We start from the raw sequence: 2179 nt of genomic DNA, 5'->3' as shown, positions 1-2179 counted from the left end.
GGTGGGGGGAGCGCCCGCCCGGCCTTCCGCGTTCCCGCGCCCGGTCGCCGGTCGCCGGTCGCCTATCCGCCGCCGGGGACGGGACCGGGGGCGAGGACGCCGAGCCGTTCCGGCCGGGAATCCGGTCCGGTCCGGCACGGTCCCTTCCGTCCGGCCCGGTCGGCGCGATCGTGTCCGCAGGGCGGTGCCGGGCTTCCGCTGGTTGACGGGCGGAAACCTGCGGCCGGATATCCGACATGACGCGGAAACAAATGCGCCCGGGTATTGCCAGAATTAACCGCCGACTTCTACAGTCGCTCGCATGGCAGCTGGAGAGTTCCTGGCTGCTCGCCGGTACGTCGATTTCGGACGGCTCGCGAGCGCGCTCTGTACCGCCGTCCCGGCGTGAGCCGGCGGCGGCCCCCGGACGGGTGGACGGGGACCGCCGCGCCGCGCCGGACCTCCTCGGGGTGACTCGCACCCGCACGGTTCGTGCAGGTCGGTGAGGTGTCCCGATTCCTTCGCAGCGGATCCCCGGTGAGTCGCCGTGCCCGTGAATGCTGTCCGGGGTGCGGGCGCGGACGTCGTGCGGACCGGTGAACCGCTTCCCCGTGAATGATTCCGGCGCCGCCCGCGGGTAATTCCCGTGCGGTCGCCGCCGGAATCGCCGAAAAGCATGGAGGGAATTTCATGACCGAGATCGGCGATTCGGAAACGAATGGTTCGCCCCGGGTCGGGCGGCGCGGCTTCCTGACCGGCGCGGCGGCCGTGGCGGCCACCGCCGCCGCGCCGGCGGCGCTCCAGCTGGCGGCCGGGAGCCCGGCCGCCGCGGCCGGTGCCACCCGGCCCAACATCCTGCTGATCGTCACCGACGACCAGCCGAAGCACACCGAGTGGGCCACCCCGCAGATCGTCAACTGGATCACCGGCAACGGCGTCCGCTTCACCAACGGCCACGTCACCACACCGCTCTGCGCGCCCTCGCGGTCCTCGGTCTTCTCCGGCCGCTACGCCCACAACCACGGCGTGCGCAACAACGGCGCCTCGCACAGCCTGGACCAGCACACCACCGTCCAGCGCTACCTCAGGCAGGCCGGCTACCGCACCGGGCTGTTCGGCAAGTACCTCAACTCCTGGACGCTGGCGGACAACCCGCCGCACTTCGAGGAGTGGGCGCTGCTCCAGCCCGCCTACAACAACGCCAGCTGGAACATCAACGGCTCCGTCCAGACCCTCACCGGCTACACCACCAACATCATCAGGAACCGCACCCTGGCGTTCCTCGACAAGGCCGCCACCGACTCCCGTCCGTGGTTCGCCTACGTCACCCCGTACGCCTCGCACGAGCCCAACGTCCCCGCCGCCCAGTACGCCGACACCGTCGTCCCGCCGTGGAACGGGCGCCCCTCGGTGCCCGAGGCGGACCGCAGCGACAAGCCCGGCTACATCCAGAACGCCACCGCCACCCTCGCCGACGCCCAGGCGCTGCGCACCCGCCAGCTGCGCACCCTGCTCTCCGTCGACGACGCGGTGCAGGCGATCCACGACAAGCTGGTGGCGCTCGGCCAGCTCGACAACACCCTCGTCATCTACCTCGGCGACAACGGCTACACCTGGGCCGACCACGGCTGGCTCAAGAAGTCCGTGCCCTACTCCCCGTCCCACGAGGTGCCGTTCTACCTCTCCTGGCCGGCCGGCGGCCTCGGCTCGGGTACGACCGACAATCGGATCGTCGCCAACATCGACGTCGCGCCGACCATCCTGGACGCGGCCGGCATCACGCCCGACACCCCGCAGGACGGCCACTCCCTGCTCACCGCCCACAGCCGGGACCACCTGCTGGTGGAGTGGTGGAAGCAGGGCACGGCGGCCGGCGGCCCGCCCACCTGGTCCTCCTACGTGGCCAAGGGCAAGCAGTACACCGAGTACTACGCGCTGCACACCGACTCCAACGGCACGGTGTCCGGGACGGGCGAGGTGAAGTTCCGCGAGTACTACGATCTGTCGGCCGACCCGTACCAGCTGACCAACCTGCTGTACGGGGCCACCCCGCAGCAGGAGCAGGCGCTCGGCATCCCGGGCCTGGCGTCGCAGCTGGCGGCCGACCGGGTCGCCTGACCCGTCCGCTTCCCCGGAACGCCCTTCCCCGCACCCGTTCCAGCACGTCCCTTCCCCTGCCCGCCGCGGCCCGGGGGCGGCG

At 71.6% G+C, this 2179-nt stretch carries 1 protein-coding gene; it reads left to right on the top strand.

What is annotated here, in order from left to right; all coding sequences use genetic code 11:
- Positions 1 to 669 precede the first annotated feature (669 nt).
- Positions 670 to 2097, top strand: coding sequence for a sulfatase (locus ACFCX4_RS36025; protein WP_376151663.1), 1428 nt, complete (start codon positions 670 to 672; stop codon positions 2095 to 2097).
- Positions 2098 to 2179 lie beyond the last annotated feature (82 nt).

The sequence above is a fragment of the Kitasatospora sp. NPDC056327 genome (assembly GCF_042261735.1).
Taxonomy (GTDB): Bacteria; Actinomycetota; Actinomycetes; order Streptomycetales; family Streptomycetaceae; genus Kitasatospora.
Note: the sequence above shows the minus strand (reverse complement) of the source record. Positions and strands in the feature narration are given on the sequence as shown.

What these genes read in the sequence shown, in the direction of transcription:
- ACFCX4_RS36025 (WP_376151663.1), top strand. Translation starts at nt 670, where the DNA reads ATGACCGAGATCGGCGATTCGGAAACGAATGGTTCGCCCCGGGTCGGG.